This is a genomic window from Pseudomonas sp. Marseille-Q8238 (genome assembly GCF_965111915.1).
On sequence record NZ_CBCOPI010000001.1, the window covers coordinates 4,490,299 to 4,505,452 of the forward strand.

Sequence of the window (15,154 nt, forward strand, 5' to 3'; positions counted from 1 at the left end):
TCGGCAGGCCCGTACACGCAGACACGAGTGAATGCTGCCCAGCGCACAGGCTGGACAATTGGCCCAGGCAAACCCGTGTACCAGACACGAAAAAGCCCCGCATTAGCGGGGCTTCTTCATCCAGCTACACAGCTTAGAACTGCGCAGCATCCAACAGGAACAGCGACTCGCTACCGGCCTTGACCGAAGCGGTCAGCGAGTGGATACGCGGCAGCAGGCGCGCAAAGAAGAACCGCGCGGTGCCCAGCTTGCTCACGTAGAAGTCGTCCTGATCCTGTTTGGCCAGTGCGGTACGCGCCATCAGTGCCCACATATAGGCATAGGCGGTGTAACCGAACACCTGCAGGTACTCGACCGAGGCGGCGCCGACTTCGTTCGGATTAGCCTTGGCGCGCTCGAGCAAGTCAGCGGTCATCAGTTCCAGGTTGGCGATCGCGCCTTTCAGCGGCTCGATGAACTCGGCCAGCGAAGCGTCGGCGCTATCAGTGAAGGCTTTGATTTCTTCGGCGAAATGCTTGTAGAACGCACCGCCACTGCCGACGACCTTACGGCCGACCAGATCGAGCGCCTGGATACCGTTGGTGCCTTCGTAGATCTGGGTGATGCGGCAATCGCGGATCAGTTGCTCCTGGCCCCACTCACGCACGTAGCCATGACCGCCGAAGATCTGCTGGCCATGGGTGGTGGTTTCCAGCGCCATGTCGGTGAGGAAGGCCTTGGCTACCGGCGTCAGCAGCGCAACCAATTCTTCGGCGCGCTTGCGGGTGGCGGCGTCTTCGCTGTACTTGGCGGTGTCCAGCTGCATGGCGACGTAGCTGGAGAAGGCACGACCGCCTTCGTTCAGCGCCTTCATGGTCAGCAACATGCGACGCACGTCCGGGTGCACGATGATCGGGTCGGCAACCTTGTCCTTGTTCACCGGGCCAGTTGGCGCGCGGCTCTGGATGCGGTCACGCGCATATTCGATGGCGTTCTGATAGGAGCGCTCGCCCAGCGACAGGCCCTGGATACCCACGCCCAGACGCTCGTAGTTCATCATGGTGAACATGGCGTTGAGGCCCTTGTTCGGCTCGTCGACGATCCAGCCGGTGGCACCGTCGAAGTTCATCACACAGGTGGCCGAGGCCTTGATGCCCATCTTGTGCTCGATCGAGCCACAACCCAGGCTGTTCTTCTCGCCCAGGGAACCGTCGGCATTGACCATGACCTTCGGCACCAGGAACAGCGAGATGCCTTTCGGGCCAGCCGGCGCGTCCGGCAGCTTGGCCAGCACCAGGTGGATGATGTTCTCGGTCAGGTCGTGCTCACCACCGGTGATGAAGATCTTGGTGCCGGTGATCTTGTAGCTGCCGTCGGCCTGCGGTTCGGCCTTGGTGCGAATGATGCCCAGGTCGGTGCCGGCATGCGGCTCGGTCAGGCACATGGAGCCGGCCCAGACGCCGGAATACATGTTCGGCAGGAACTGCTGCTTCAGCTCTTCGCTGGCGTGATTGAGGATCGACAGGCAGGCACCGGCCGTCAGCATCGGGTACAGACCGAAGGACAGGTTGGCCGAGTTGACCATTTCCTCGACCTGGGCGCCGATTACCTTCGGCATGCCCATGCCGCCGAAATCCGGGGAACCACCCACGCCGACCCAGCCGCCTTCGGCATAGGTCTGGTAGGCCTCGGGGAACCCAGCCGGAGTTTTCACCACACCGTCCGTCCACGAGCAACCCTCTTCGTCGCCGCTGCGGTTCAGCGGGGCGATGGTGCCGGCAGTGACCTTGCCCGCTTCTTCGAGAATGGCAGCCGCAGTCTCTTCGTCGACGACGTCGGCCAACCCTGGCAACTGAGCCCAGAGTTTCGATACCTCGAAGACTTCATTGAGAACGAAGCGCATATCGCGCAGGGGAGCTTTGTAATCCGCCATGAAACGATCCTCGGAGAGCCAACTGAACGGTCCGCAGACCGCAATCACATAGGCCGCCGAGTTTAGCCGAACAACGAGAAAGGGACATAGAGTCTTGTTATGACCGATAAGACAATATCAGTTCTACAAATGACGCGAAGAGCGCGACCATCTTCAGGGAGGTCGCCAGTACCGCTATGCCCCCACCCGAACCGCCCCGCGGCGGTTTTCGCCTTGCGCCATGATGCAATTGCGCCCGGCACGCTTGGCGCTGTAGAGCGCCTTGTCGGCGGCACGAATCACTTCATCAGCGCTGCGCTGGTGGGCCTCGCGCTCGGCCATGCCAATGCTGATGGTGACCGACACACTGCCAGCCCCGGCCGCCCTGCGCTGCTGCCGCCCCTGTTTATCGCTCTGCGGTCGGCTGCTCTTGTCACGCAGTTGCATGCGGTAGTTTTCCACCTCGAGGCGCACTGCCTCCAGGTAAGGACGGCACTCATCCAGCGTCTTGCCTGGAAACACCAGGGTGAATTCTTCCCCGCCGTAACGGTAGGCCTTGCCGCCACCACCGATACGCCGCAACTGGCTGGCCACCAGGCGTAGCACCTGATCTCCCACATCATGACCATGGGTGTCATTGAACTGCTTGAAGTGATCGACGTCCGCCATGGCGATCACATAGTTGCGCCCCAGCCGGTCCAGCCGATCATTCAGAGCACGCCGCCCCGGCAAGCCGGTCAACTCATCGCGGAAGGCCATCTGGTAGGCCTCATGAGCGACGGAGGCAATCAGCATGAGCATGACCAGGCTGCTCATCACATGCAGCCCATGCACCAGGATGAAGGTCTTCGGCAGCATCCACAGCAGCCCGAGCAGGCCGAACGGCAATGCCGCATGCAACGGTCGCGGCTGGCGCAGGTACTGCACCACCAGCAGCAAGAAGACACCGAAGAACAACGGATAGGCCAATTGCACCAGATTCATCCAACTGGCGTGCAGCAGTGGCCAGTGGATTTCTACCAACCATTGTTGGACGCCTTGCGGGAAACGCCTGGCCATCGCCAGCGCCACAGCACCTACGGCCAACAGCACGGCTGCGCGGGCGATCAGATCCTGGAGAAGGTGGCTGCGCTCGCGCCAGACGCCGAACAAGCCATACATCAGCGGCAACAACAGGCTACTGAGATGGAAGACCAGCGCGGCATCCTCACGCACTACGCCCTGCTCGCGAAAATAGTCGGTCTGCGTGTCGAGCAGGAAATAGGTCAGGTAGACCACGACCAGCAGGGAAAACTCGCGCTGACGGCTGTACACCACGCAGAAGGCGCCGCCGAGCAGCAGCAATAGAGTCGGCAGCACATTGAACAGCGACTCGAAGAACTCATTGAGCACGCCATGCCGAGCAATCAGCACACCACCGCCCAACAGCGCGAGCGGCAGCAGGAAGTGACTCAGACGGACGTGGGCAAGGCGCAGCAAGGCAAATTCTCCGATCCGGCAGCATGCGGCGCCGAAAGTCTGGCATTTTGCCTGCACCGTGCAGTAACAGCATCAGCAATTACGTGGAATGTCTCAGCCAGGCGACAAACGACTTTCAGCCGGCGAAAAAAAACGCAGCCCGGAGGCTGCGTTTTCTGACCCGAGGAAACAGCTGGGCTTAGTAGCCCAGATCGAAGTGAGCTTCGTCCATTTCCATCAGGTTGTTGGCACCGGACAGCATCGCTTCGACGTGAGCACGGGTACGCGGCAGGATACGAGCGAAGTAGAAACGCGCGGTCTGCAACTTGGCCTTGTAGAAGGCTTCGTCGCCAGTACCGGCAGCGATCTTCTCGGCAGCCAGGCGAGCCATGTCAGCCCAGAAGTAGGCCAGGCAGGCGTAACCGGAGTACATCAGGTAGTCCACCGAAGCGGCACCCACTTCTTCGCGGTCTTTCATCGCGGCCATACCCACTTTCATGGTCAGGTCGCCCCACTCCTTGTTCAGCTTGGCCAGTGGCTCGACCAGACCTTTGATGGCTTCGTTGCCTTCGTTGCTCTGGCAGAACTTGTGCACGATCTTGGTGAAGCCTTTCAGCGCTTCGCCCTGGGTCATCAGGACCTTACGACCCAGCAGGTCAAGAGCCTGGATACCAGTGGTACCTTCGTACAGCATGGAGATACGGGCATCACGCACGTTCTGCTCCATGCCCCACTCGGCGATGAAGCCGTGGCCGCCATAGATCTGTACGCCATGGTTGGCAGCTTCGAAGCCGACTTCAGTCATGAACGCCTTGGCGATCGGAGTGAGGAAGGCCAGCATCGCATCAGCGGCTTTCTTCTCTTCTTCGTTCTGGCTGTACTTGACGATGTCGACCTGCTTGGCCGTGAAGTACACCATCGCGCGGTTGCCCTCGGCGAAGGACTTCATGGTCAGCAGCATGCGACGCACATCCGGGTGAACGATGATCGGGTCGGCCGCCTTGTCCGGCGCTTTCGGGCCAGTCAGGGAACGCATTTGCAGACGGTCGCGAGCGTATTTCAGGCCACCCTGGAAACCGATTTCAGCGTGGGCCAGACCTTGCAGTGCGGTACCCAGACGAGCGGTGTTCATGAAGGTGAACATGCAGTTCAGGCCTTTGTTCGCCGGGCCGATCAGGTAACCGGTCGCTTCGTCAAAGTTCATGACGCAGGTGGCGTTACCGTGGATACCCATCTTGTGTTCGATGGAACCACAGCTCACCGCGTTGCGCGAGCCGACGCTGCCGTCTGCGTTCACATTGAACTTCGGCACGATGAACAGGGAAATACCCTTGGTGCCAGCCGGCGCATCGGGCAGGCGGGCAAGAACGATATGGATGATGTTATCAACCATGTCGTGCTCACCAGCGGAGATGAAGATCTTGGTGCCGGACACTTTGTAGGAGCCGTCAGCCTGAGGCTCGGCCTTGGTGCGCAGCATGCCCAGGTCGGTACCGCAATGCGGTTCGGTCAGGCACATGGTGCCAGTCCACTCGCCGGATACCAGCTTGGTCAGGTAGGTGTGTTTCTGCTCGTCGGTGCCGTGGGCTTCGATGGTGTTCATCGCGCCATGGGACAGGCCGGGGTACATGCCCCAGGACCAGTTGGCTTCACCCAGCATTTCGCTCAGGGACAGGCCCAGGGACTCAGGCAGGCCTTGGCCGCCATGGTCGACGTTGTGCGACAGGCTCGGCCAGCCGCCTTCGACGAATTGCTTGTAGGCTTCCTTGAAACCAGTCGGGGTCTTAACGCCGGACTCGCTCCAGGTGCAGCCTTCCAGGTCACCCACGCGGTTGAGGGGGGCGATGACCTGTTCACAGAACTTGGCGCCTTCTTCCAGGATGGCGTCAACCATGTCCGGGGTCGCATCTTGGCAGCCAGGCAGGCTTTGATAGTGCGCTTCGTAGCCGAGCAGTTCGTCGCGAACGAAGCGGATATCACGCAAGGGGGCCTTGTACTCAGGCATAGCGGTAAACCTCTACGGTGGATTCCTTAGTTTTGTGTGACCGAGCATTCGCGGTCGCTTGTGGGATTTCTCCCATAGCCCGGCAGCCATGAGCTGGCGCAGCAATCAAACAGGCGTTTGAAACATACGTTTACGCCCTATTCTTGTCAAGCATCTCGCCGGCAACCCCTCAAGCACGCAGGTCGACACGAGCCTCTGGTTCATGCAGCGCAGACAGGTTGCGATAGGCCTCCAGAATGGATGACGCCGAAGCCCCTGGCGGGGCACTTGTCGCGCCTTCTTGCGCTTGCTCTCTATTGCGAAGGTTCCGTTCTTGCGCCTCCTGCGCCGCCTCTTCACGCTGCATCTGTCCCAGCTCGACACGAGCCATGGCCGCCCGGGACTGGGCCTGAGCAGCAACACTGCGATCCTGCGCCGAAGGCTCTGCGGGCGCCAGTGCCGCGCGTTGCACGATGTCCATCTTGCGCAGGGTTGCCTGGGGATCTCCCGAGACAGGACTGACATCGATACCCACCTCACCACCGACCGCATAGGACTTGCCGTCGGGGCCACGGTCATAGGTGTAGCTCGGCGCTCCGGCATGCACACCACCGACTGCCGCATGCGCCTGCTCATGGGCACGCACTTCGCGATCACGGCTTGCCAACTCGGCGAGTTCCACTTGCTGCTCGCGCAAGGCGGCCTCTTCACGGTCTGCCACCTGCCCAGCCTGATCCTCCCTGGCAAGCCCATCGGGTCGGCCGTTTTCATCACGCAGGTCGCGCTGTTCGCTGGATGAGGAAGATTGCGTCGGTGTGGCAGGTGGTAAATCGGCCCGTATCAGATCAGGTGAAACCTCAGGCGTAAGCGGACGAGCCGGCGCAGAGGCCGGTTGCGGAGGGATAAAAGGAATAGCGCTGCCGATTTGCATCAGATTTCTCCTCGCTCATGTCACCGAGCGGGAATCGACCTGCGCTCAGGCGCGGGTATCGATCAGCGTGCCGAGCACTTCATCAGCGGTGTCCACCACGCGAGCCCCTGCCTGCACTTCGACTTTACCGATGTTGAGCGACACCAGGCTTTCTGCCAGGTCCGGGCGATAGCCCTGTTCGGTAGCCTGGGGTTGAGTGGCCGGCGGCTGGGCAGCCGGCTGCGGCGTAGCGGACGAAGAGACCGTATTACTGGCGATATCAGCAGCGGCCTGATCGACGCGACGCTGCCCGGACTGGATGGTACTCAGACCTGAGTTGAAGGCACTACCGGAGATTTCCATACAGCGGCTCCCAGTGGAGAACACGGATAGTTAACCATTGAAGCAGATAACGCTCAAAAAACGTACAAGCAAAAGGCTATCGACGACCCACTGCTTATACCTTCAGCCCCAAAAGTTGTATCTGCAGATGTGCTGCGACCGACGCCGGGCTGCGCTCGGGCAAGAAGGGTACGCATCCGAGACAGGGAGCCGGCAGACGCTCGACGAGCGTCGCGATGTTTTCCTCCAGGCGCGACGTATGGGCATCGACGATATTGGCTACCCACCCGGCGAGCAGCAGCCCATCACGCTCGATAGCTTCGGCACTGAGCAGCGCATGGTTGATGCACCCCAGGCGGACGCCGACCACCAGAATCACCGGCAACTGCAGGTCGATGGCCAGGTCGGACAAGTTGCTCGTGCCCGCCAGCGGCACCCGCCAACCGCCCGCGCCTTCGACCAGGGTGAAATCCGCACCGAGCGCCAACACCTGGCGCACCGGCTCGGCCAACGCCGCCACACCCAATTCGACGCCCGCCTCGCGCGCCGCCAGATGCGGGGCAATAGCCGGGGCGAAGGCAAATGGATTGACCTGCTCGTAACGCAGCGCCACCGTGGATTCACCCAGCAGCGCCAGCGCATCGCTGTTGCGCAGGCCTTGCGGGGTCAGCTCGCAGCCAGAAGCCACCGGCTTGGCTGCCGCCGTGCTCAGACCGGCAGCTCGCGCGGCATGCAGCAGTCCAGCGGCGATGGTGGTCTTGCCGACTTCAGTGTCGGTGCCGGTGACGAAAAAGGCCTGGCTCATCGCGACTCCCTAGGGTCTGTTGACGCTTCGCTTTAAATCAATGAATCGGATGAAAATGTATTTCACAGCAAGTCCTCGAACGGGACTCTTTTAGGCAGTTGCGGGCATTCAACTTTTCCGTGTCATGACGCACCGATTGGTGGGCTAAAGCCCAACCTGCGTAGGGTTCAGGCTGTGTAGGGTGGGCTTTAGCCCACCAGCTGCGGTGTCCGCAATTGCCTCCATCCAGCAATCCCTGTTGAACGTCAACAGACCCTAGAACGGTTTCTGCAACACGCCGTAAACCACCTGGTAGGTGGCCGGTAGTCCCTGTGGCTGGCGAAAACGCTCGTAGGCCTCGACCAGCGCGCGAATCCGCGCTCGCCCGGTCAGCCCACCCGGACGCCCGGGATTGAGGTTGTGCGCACCGAGCGCCTTCAGCTCATGAGTCAGGTGACGCACTTCGGCAAAGTGCAGCCGCTCGGCCTTGCGCTCCAGGATCAGCACCAGCAGCGGACTTTCCGCACACAGCGACCGATACTCGACAAAACGCCTGAAGCGATTGACGTGAGTGAAGCCATCGACGCTCTGCCAACTGTCGCGCAGCTCCTGCAGCGTGCCGACACATAGGCTAGCGAAGGCGAACACGCCGCCTGGGCGCAACACCCGGTGAGCCTCTGCCAACACGGCAGGGAAATCCGCGCACCACTGCACCGCCAAGCTGGAATAGATCAGGTCGACACTGCCATCGCGCAGCGGCAGATGTTCGGCATCACCGGCGATAAAACGCTGCGCACCACCCAGCGGTCGGGCGTGGCGCAGCATGCCTTCGGCCAGGTCCAGGGCAATACCCTCGGCGCCGGGAAAGCGCGTCGCCAGCACGCGGGAAAAATGTCCGGTGCCGCAGCCCAGGTCGAGCCAACGCTGCGGCGTCAGTTGCGCCGGTAGGCGTGCCAGTAGCTCGACGCCGACCGCACGCTGCAGGGCCGCGACACTGTCGTAGCTGGCGGCGGCGCGGGAGAAGGAAGCCGCCACCCGTCGCTTATCCGGCAACGGCCCCTGTTCGTGCCAGTCAGACATCGGCTACCTCGCGCAGGAAGGCCAGTATGGCGGCCGCCGCTTCATGCGGACGCTCGAGGACGAAGGCATGGCTGGCCGAATCGACTATCCCGCTTTCGGCATCGCCGAGCAGGCGCTGCACCTCGCCCGCCACCTCGACCGGTACCAACGCGTCGGCGTCGGCGAACAGGTGCAGTTGCGCTCCGCCGAATGCCAGCAGCGCCGCGCGTGTGTCCAACGCGGCCAGCACGTCGAGTCCGGCCAATAGGTGCGCCGCATCCTGCCCCGGCGCATCGGCCAACAACCGGCGTCCCAACACGCGCGGCTCGGCGGCGCCCTGGGCGCAGAGCAGGCTGAAACGCTTCAATGTGGCCGGCGCATCTACCGCGCAACCTGCACGGAAGTCGGCGAAGGTGGTTGCCGGCATCGCCGCTGGCCAATCCTCACGGGCAACGAAACTGGCATTGCTGGCCAGCGTCAGCAATCCGCGGCAACGCTCACCACGACGCGCGGCCAACTCGGCGGCGAGCATGCCGCCCAGCGACCAGCCGCCGAGCCAGCAATCCTGCGGCAGACGGGTATCGAGCTCGGCGAGCCAATCCTGCGGCGTTGCGCTGGCCAGGTCGGGCAGTGGTTCCAACTGGACGTGCAGGTGCGGGTCGAGGCCTTGCAACGCGGCAACCAGCGGCTGCAGCGGAGCCAGGCCGAGGCCCCAACCGGGCAGCAGAATCAGGCGATCACGCATCGGCAGCCACCAGCGGCCAGCACTCGGCCAGGGCATCCAGCAGGCGCTTGAGCTGCGCCTCGCTGTGCAGCGCAGAGAAGGTCACGCGCAGGCGCGCACTGCCAGCCGGTACGGTAGGCGGGCGGATCGCACCGACCAGCAGGCCGCGCTCCTTGAGCAAGGCTGATAGGCGCAAGGCACGTTCGCTGTCACCGACCAGAATCGGTTGGATCGGTGTCGGACTGTCCATCAGGGTCAGGCCGATCTCGGCCGCACCCTGGCGGAATCGTGTGATCAGGCGATTGAGGTGCTCGCGGCGCCAGCTTTCGCTTTGTAGCAGCTCCAGGCTTTTCAGCGTGGCGCAGGCCACCGCCGGCGGCTGGCTGGTGGTGTAGATGTACGGGCGGGCGAACTGGATCAGCGTCTCGATCAGCTCTTCGCTGCCGGCAACGAACGCACCCGCGGTGCCGAAGGCCTTGCCCAGGGTACCGACCAGCACCGGCACGTCGTCGATGCCCAAACCAAAGTGCTCGACAATGCCACCACCCGTGGCACCCAACGGGCCGAAGCCGTGGGCGTCGTCGACCATTACCCAGGCGCCCTTGCTGCGCGCTGCAGCACAGAGCGCCGGCAGGTCGGCGAGGTCGCCGTCCATGCTGAACACGCCGTCGGTCACCACCAGGGTATTCCCTTCGGCTTTCTCCAGGCGCTTGGCCAGGCTGTCGGCATCGTTGTGCAGGTAGCGCGAGAAGCGCGCGCCGGAGAGCAGCCCGGCATCGAGCAGGGAGGCGTGATTGATGCGGTCTTCCAGCACCGTGTCGCCCTGCCCGACCAGCGCGGTGACCGCTGCCAGGTTGGCCATGTAGCCGGTGGAGAACAGCAGCGCGCGCGGCCGGCCGGTGAATGCCGCCAGCGCCTCCTCCAGATCGTGATGCGGACCACTGTGGCCGATCACCAGGTGCGAGGCGCCACCACCGACGCCCCATGCTTGCGCCCCCTGCTGCATCGCCCGAACCACTTCGGGATGGTTGGCCAAGCCCAGGTAATCGTTGGAACAGAAGGCGAGCAGCTCGCGGCCATCGACCTGCACCAGTGGGCCTTGCGGACTCTGCAGCAACGGGCGCTGGCGGAACAGGTGGGCAGCACGGCGCTCGGCGAGGCGGGCGGATAGATCGAATGTCATGGGCACAGGTACCGGTAGCTGGTGGATAGCCGCAAACGGGTTATCCGCCCTACGGAAAATCTGGGTTCAGCGCAGGGGGATTGGGTCGCGCAGCTGGCGCGTACCCGTCCACCGGACAGGCATTCAGGCCGAAGCGGCGTTGTAGAACAGCCGGGAATCGCGCTGCTCGACCAGCGCTTGCTCGATGGCGGCCTGGTGCACCTCGTCGGCGTGCTCTTCGCGCTCTTCCGGCTTGATGCCGAGACGAGCGAACAGCTGCATGTCCTTGTCGGCCTGCGGGTTGGCGGTAGTCAGCAGTTTTTCGCCGTAGAAGATCGAGTTGGCGCCGGCAAAGAAGGCCAGGGCCTGCATCTGCTCGTTCATCGCCTCGCGGCCGGCGGACAGGCGCACATGGGACTGCGGCATCATGATCCGCGCCACGGCGAGCATGCGGATGAAGTCGAACGGGTCGACGTCCTTCTCCTGCGCCAGCGGCGTGCCCTCAACCTTGACCAGCATGTTGATCGGCACCGACTCCGGATGCTCGGGCAGGTTGGCCAGCTGGATCAGCAGGCCGGCGCGGTCGTCCAGCGACTCGCCCATGCCGAGGATGCCACCGGAGCAGATCTTCATCCCCGACTCGCGTACGTAGGCCAGCGTCTGCAGGCGCTCGCTGTAGGTACGGGTGGTGATGATGTTGCCGTAGAACTCCGGCGAGGTGTCGAGGTTGTGGTTGTAGTAGTCGAGGCCGGCCTCGGCCAGGGCGCGGGTCTGTTCCTGGTCGAGCTTGCCGAGGGTCATGCAGGTTTCCAGGCCGAGCTTCTTCACACCCTCGACCATCTTCAGCACATAGGGCATGTCCTTGGCTGACGGATGCTTCCACGCCGCGCCCATGCAGAAGCGGGTCGAGCCGATGGCCTTGGCCTCGGCGGCGGCCTCCAGCACCTTCTGCACTTCCATCAGCTTCTGTTTATCCAGGCCGGTGTTGTAGTGGCCGGACTGCGGGCAGTACTTGCAGTCTTCCGGGCAGGCGCCGGTCTTGATCGACAGCAGCGTGGAGACCTGCACGCGGTTGGCGTCGAAATGCGCGCGGTGCACGGTCTGCGCCTGGAACAACAGGTCGTTGAAGGGTTGCGCGAAGAGGGCCTTGACCTCGGCCAGTGACCAGTCGTGACGCAGGGTTGGGGCAAGAGTCGCACTCATCGGGAAACATCCTTGACGCACGTGTGGTTCGAAAAGCCCGCTCGAACGGCGGGATCAGGCATGGCTGCATCATAAATTTTCGCCCAATACTGTCAACCCAATAAATAACCACGGTTTACATCTGATCATTTTTAGTACAATCCACTTAACCAGCACATTGAGCGAACCTCCCCCCTACGCCCGAACTCCAAACAGCATCATTCGTCTGGGACATGCGCATGCGTACTGAAGGCTTTTTCGATTGGCTCGGCCAGGCATTGGGCACCGCCATTCGTTTCATCGTCGACCTGTTGAGCACCGTGCTCGATGGCATCTGGGGCGCAATGGACCAGTTCCTTCACGGGTTGGCCGGCGCCATTGGTATGGATACGTCGATCTTCAGCTTTATCCTGCTGATTCTCGGTCTATTGTTGCTGTACGCCGGCATCCGCGCCTTTCTGCGCCGCGGGATCATCAGCGGCATCATCTGGATCGTACTGGGGTTGATCGTGATGAGCTGGCTGATTCACTGATCATCCACACGGAGAAGGATCTCCATGCTCGCCCTGCTCAGCCGCCTGCGCGGCATCCCTGACTGCCTGTTGTGCAATGGCGCCGGCGACGGCTCGCTGCCGATCTGCCACGCCTGTGAAAACGAACTGCCCTGGCTGGGCGCCCACTGCGAGATTTGCGCGGTTCCCTTGCCCGAGCGCGGCCTGGTTTGCGGCCAGTGCCTACGCCGCCCACCAGCATTCGCACGAGTGGAAGCACCCTGGCGCTACGGCTTCCCGGTCGATGGCCTGATCACCCGTTTCAAGCACCAGGCGCGCTGGCCACTGGGGCGCCTGCTCGCCGACCTGCTCGCCCAGCACCTGCAACATGCCTACAGCGAAGGACTGCCCAAGCCCGACCTGCTGCTGCCCGTGCCCCTGAGCCGCAAACGCCTGCGCGAGCGTAGCTTCAACCAGGCCGAGATGCTCAGCGGCTGGCTGGCCCACAGCCTGAACCTGGCGCATGACACTCGCTGGCTGCTGCGCCCACAGGACACTGCGCACCAACAGGATCTCGACGCCATCGCCCGTCAGCGCAACCTGCGTCGCGCCTTTGCCTTGAGCAGCCGGGCACAGGTTCAGGGCCGCCACCTGGCACTGGTCGATGACGTGCTGACCACCGGCGCCACAGCCGAGGCCATCGCCCGCCTGCTGCGCAAGGCCGGCGCCGAGCGCGTCGACATCTACTGCCTGGCGCGCACGCCAAAGCCTGGCGAGCACTGACACGATTGACCACCGCGCCAGGATCACGCATCGTGCAGCGCTATATAAAAAACCATACGACGACTCGCCATGAGCCTGCTGTCCACCCTCGCCCAGCACATTGCCCGCCGCCCACAGCGCATTGCCCTGCTGCAACAGATCGCCGAACAGGGCTCGATCACCGCTGCCGCCAAGGCTGCCGGCCTGAGCTACAAGACCGCCTGGGATGCCATCGACGAGCTCAACAACCTGGCCGGGCAGGCGCTGGTCGAACGCAGTGTCGGCGGCAAGGGCGGCGGCGGGGCGCGCCTGTCACCCACAGGCGAGCGTCTGTTACAGCTCTACCAGCGCCTCGAAGCGCTGCAGGCGCAGCTGTTCAGCGCCGCCGAGCTGGAAGGCGACATGCAACTGCTGGGACGCCTGATGCTGCGCACCAGCGCGCGCAATCAGTTGAGCGGCCAGGTCCGGGCAATCACGGCCCAGGGCCGCAACGACCTGATCATGATCGACCTGGGCGACGGGCAACATATCCAGGCGCAGATCACCCGGGACAGCACCGAGCAGCTCGAACTGCTGCCCGGCAGCCAGGTCGTCGCCTTGTTCAAGGCTGGCACCCTGCATCTGGCCCCTGTCGACAGTCCGCCCGACGCCCAGTTGAATCAACTGCAAGGCCATATCGAACAGGTGCTCGAAGACGCCGACGGCCCTGACGAAATCCGCATCACCCTGCGCACCGGCCAGACCCTGTGTGCATTGCTGCCCCATGACACGCGCCCTGCGCTCGACCTCGCGCTGGGCAGCCCCGTGCTTGCCCGTTTTTCTCCAGCCCAGGTTCTGCTGGGTGTTCCGACCTGATCGACAAGGAGTTCACCATGCGTCATCTGCTGCGCCCACTTACCCTCCTCGCCCTGCTGGCTGCCGGCCAGGCCCAGGCGGCCGAACCGTTGCGCATCGCCGTGGCGGCCAACCTGTTGCCGGTGATGGAGGAAATCGCCAGCCACTACCAACAGCACAGCGGCACCACCGTGCAACTGGTCGGCGGCTCCAGCGGCGCCTTCTTCGAGCAGATCCAACGGGGCGCGCCCTTCGACCTGTTCTATTCCGCCGATGCCGAACGCCCGGAGAAACTCGCCGCCAGTGGCGCCGGTGCGGCTGCCGCCACCTACGCCTGCGGCCGACTGGCCCTATGGTCGCCACGTGCCAAACCCGCCCTGAACGCCCTGCCAGACGGCAAGATCGCCATCGCCCAGCCAGACACCGCACCGTACGGCAAAGCAGCCCAGCAGGCGCTGGAACGCAGCGGCCAATGGCCGGCCCTGCAACCGCGCATCGTCTTCGGCCAGGACATCGGCCAGGCCTTCCAATTCATCAAGACCGGCAACGCCCCCAGCGGCTTCGTCGCCCTCAGCCAACTAACCGCTGCCGACGTGCCGGACGACCAGTACGCGCAGGTCGATGCCACCCTGTATGACCCGCTGGTGCAGAAGCGCGTGGTGCTGGCACGGGACGCGCGCAAGGCCGATGCCGAGGCCTTCGTCGAGTTCTTCGACAAGCAGCAGGACACCCTGAAGGCAGCGGGTTACGCCCTGCCCGGCGAGACGGGCTGCGCAGCACAGTGATGGGGCTGACGGCCAGCGACTGGCAGGCGCTCTGGCTCACCCTGCAACTGGCGGCGATTTCCACCGGCCTGCTGCTGCTCATCGGCCTGCCCCTGGCGGCCTGGCGCGTGCGCAAGCAGACGCGGCTGCGCCAGGTGCTGGATGCCGTACTGGCCTTGCCGCTGGTGTTGCCACCGACCGTGCTCGGCTTCTACCTGTTGGTGCTGTTCGCTCCGCAAACCACGCTGGGAGCCGGCTGGCAGTGGCTGACCGGGCACGGCCTGGCCTTCAGCTTCTACGGGCTGATCGTGGGTTCGGTGATCTACTCGCTGCCCTTCGTGGTACAGCCGCTGACCGTGGCGTTTCGGGAGATTCCACCCAGCCTGCTGGAAGCCGCTGCCAGCCTCGGCGCCAACCGCTGGGAGCGTCTGCTGCGGGTGATCATGCCGTTGCTGCGCCGTGGCCTGCTGGTCGCGGCAACGCTGGGCTTTGCCCACACGCTGGGCGAGTTTGGCGTGGTGATGATGCTCGGCGGCAGCATTCCCGGGGAAACCCAGGTGGTGTCCATCGCCCTGTTCCAGCATGTCGAAGCCCTGCGTTATGCCGAAGCCCATCGCCTCGCCGCCTGCATGCTCGGCCTGTCGTTCCTGCTGCTGTTGCTGGTCTACGGCCTGGGCGACCCGCGGCGCAACTCGACCAGCGCCGCCGCGCCACTTCGCTGAAGCTCCGCCTGCGCAGCTGATTCTGCCAGGGCGCTGCGATCAAATCGGATGGTGAGCGACGCCAAGGGATACACTCTGCGCCCTA

The 15,154-nt window shown here is 63.5% G+C and carries 15 protein-coding genes; 5 read left to right on the forward strand and 10 right to left on the reverse strand.

Translation table 11 applies throughout. The features are described from left to right. Positions 1–133: 133 nt before the first annotated feature. The 10 genes from ACWPW0_RS20660 to bioB all read right to left on the reverse strand — a co-directional run bounded on the left by ACWPW0_RS20660 (position 134) and on the right by bioB (position 11,517). Positions 134–1,912: an acyl-CoA dehydrogenase C-terminal domain-containing protein gene (locus tag ACWPW0_RS20660; RefSeq protein WP_447594639.1), complete on the reverse strand. Its 1,779-nt coding sequence runs from the start codon at positions 1,910–1,912 to the stop codon at positions 134–136. A gap of 174 nt (positions 1,913–2,086) precedes the next feature. After that, complete coding sequence (locus ACWPW0_RS20665; protein ID WP_454256396.1) at positions 2,087–3,370, reverse strand: diguanylate cyclase; 1,284 nt, start codon at positions 3,368–3,370, stop codon at positions 2,087–2,089. A 178-nt stretch (positions 3,371–3,548) separates the two neighbouring features. Continuing rightward, complete coding sequence (locus ACWPW0_RS20670) at positions 3,549–5,354, reverse strand: phenylacyl-CoA dehydrogenase (protein ID WP_454256397.1); 1,806 nt, start codon at positions 5,352–5,354, stop codon at positions 3,549–3,551. Between the two features lie 169 nt (positions 5,355–5,523). Next, positions 5,524–6,054: a putative metalloprotease CJM1_0395 family protein gene (locus ACWPW0_RS20675; RefSeq protein WP_454256398.1), complete on the reverse strand. Its 531-nt coding sequence runs from the start codon at positions 6,052–6,054 to the stop codon at positions 5,524–5,526. Between the two features lie 255 nt (positions 6,055–6,309). Continuing rightward, positions 6,310–6,606 carry a hypothetical protein gene (locus ACWPW0_RS20680; protein WP_447594646.1) on the reverse strand — a complete coding sequence of 99 codons (297 nt, stop codon included), beginning with the start codon at positions 6,604–6,606 and terminating at the stop codon, positions 6,310–6,312. Between the two features lie 94 nt (positions 6,607–6,700). Continuing rightward, complete coding sequence (bioD, locus tag ACWPW0_RS20685; RefSeq protein WP_454256399.1) at positions 6,701–7,390, reverse strand: dethiobiotin synthase; 690 nt, start codon at positions 7,388–7,390, stop codon at positions 6,701–6,703. A 255-nt stretch (positions 7,391–7,645) separates the two neighbouring features. After that, the gene (gene bioC, locus ACWPW0_RS20690; RefSeq protein ID WP_454256400.1) at positions 7,646–8,449 is read right to left on the reverse strand and encodes a malonyl-ACP O-methyltransferase BioC; all 804 of its coding nucleotides are present in this window, start codon (positions 8,447–8,449) and stop codon (positions 7,646–7,648) included. Then, positions 8,442–9,173 carry an alpha/beta fold hydrolase gene (locus ACWPW0_RS20695; RefSeq protein WP_454256401.1) on the reverse strand — a complete coding sequence of 244 codons (732 nt, stop codon included), beginning with the start codon at positions 9,171–9,173 and terminating at the stop codon, positions 8,442–8,444. Before ACWPW0_RS20695 ends, bioC begins: the two co-directional genes overlap by 8 nt. After that, entirely contained in the window at positions 9,166–10,335 is a 1,170-nt protein-coding gene (gene bioF, locus ACWPW0_RS20700) for an 8-amino-7-oxononanoate synthase (protein ID WP_454256402.1), read from the reverse strand. The genes ACWPW0_RS20695 and bioF overlap by 8 nt, the downstream gene beginning before the upstream one ends. Before the next feature lie 123 nt (positions 10,336–10,458). After that, the gene (gene bioB, locus ACWPW0_RS20705; RefSeq protein WP_454256403.1) at positions 10,459–11,517 is read right to left on the reverse strand and encodes a biotin synthase BioB; all 1,059 of its coding nucleotides are present in this window, start codon (positions 11,515–11,517) and stop codon (positions 10,459–10,461) included. A 218-nt stretch (positions 11,518–11,735) separates the two neighbouring features. Here bioB and ACWPW0_RS20710 point away from each other — a divergent pair, with 218 nt between their 5' ends. The 5 genes from ACWPW0_RS20710 (at position 11,736) to modB (ending at position 15,069) form a co-directional block, all read left to right on the forward strand. Beyond that, entirely contained in the window at positions 11,736–12,029 is a 294-nt protein-coding gene (locus tag ACWPW0_RS20710) for a hypothetical protein (RefSeq protein ID WP_447594656.1), read from the forward strand. Between the two features lie 24 nt (positions 12,030–12,053). Then, positions 12,054–12,770, forward strand: coding sequence for a phosphoribosyltransferase family protein (locus ACWPW0_RS20715; RefSeq protein ID WP_454256404.1), 717 nt, complete (start codon positions 12,054–12,056; stop codon positions 12,768–12,770). A gap of 69 nt (positions 12,771–12,839) precedes the next feature. After that, positions 12,840–13,604: a TOBE domain-containing protein gene (locus tag ACWPW0_RS20720; RefSeq protein WP_454256405.1), complete on the forward strand. Its 765-nt coding sequence runs from the start codon at positions 12,840–12,842 to the stop codon at positions 13,602–13,604. 17 nt (positions 13,605–13,621) lie between these two features. Further along, positions 13,622–14,368 carry a molybdate ABC transporter substrate-binding protein gene (gene modA, locus ACWPW0_RS20725; protein ID WP_454256406.1) on the forward strand — a complete coding sequence of 249 codons (747 nt, stop codon included), beginning with the start codon at positions 13,622–13,624 and terminating at the stop codon, positions 14,366–14,368. Beyond that, positions 14,368–15,069, forward strand: a complete 702-nt coding sequence (gene modB / locus ACWPW0_RS20730) for a molybdate ABC transporter permease subunit (protein ID WP_447594663.1) — start codon at positions 14,368–14,370, stop codon at positions 15,067–15,069. Before modA ends, modB begins: the two co-directional genes overlap by 1 nt. Positions 15,070–15,154: the final 85 nt, after the last annotated feature.